A 459-nucleotide genomic window follows, 5' to 3' on the forward strand; every position below is an offset into this window, starting at 1 on the left:
AAACACAGCCGATAACAGCAGCGGCGGCCGCTCGCTCTCTCAGACACCCAACAGTGTGCCCACCACCCCCCACCCCGGCGCCCCCGTTCCACACCCACCGGCCCGACGGGAAAACCCCGACGAGACAGACAGGCAGTACTCAGAGACGCCGCCAGGCCGGCGGCGGCGAATAGTCAACGTTCCACCCATGAGCATCCAGCACCGGACACGCGCCGGTGAACTGGGCACCGTGGACCCCACCCACATCCCCACCCCTGCACACTGCCGCCACACGGCAGCAGCCACAGAAGACACAGGGGACTCCGGCCCTGAACGGGGCCGGTGAGGGGGTCTGGCTGCTCCTTAGAAAGGAGGTGATCCAGCCGCACCTTCCGGTACGGCTACCTTGTTACGACTTCGTCCCAATCGCCAGTCCCACCTTCGACGGCTCCCTCCCACAAGGGGTTGGGCCACCGGCTT

Annotated in this window: 1 rRNA gene; it reads right to left on the minus strand. The window is 66.7% G+C overall.

Going from position 1 to position 459, the window contains the following annotated elements:
* Positions 1–346 precede the first annotated feature (346 nt).
* Positions 347–459: ribosomal RNA gene (locus QQM67_RS30500) — 16S ribosomal RNA — on the minus strand; the annotation flags it as partial.

The sequence above is a fragment of the Streptomyces winkii genome (assembly GCF_032248595.1).
In the GTDB taxonomy this organism is placed as follows: domain Bacteria; phylum Actinomycetota; class Actinomycetes; order Streptomycetales; family Streptomycetaceae; genus Streptomyces; species Streptomyces winkii.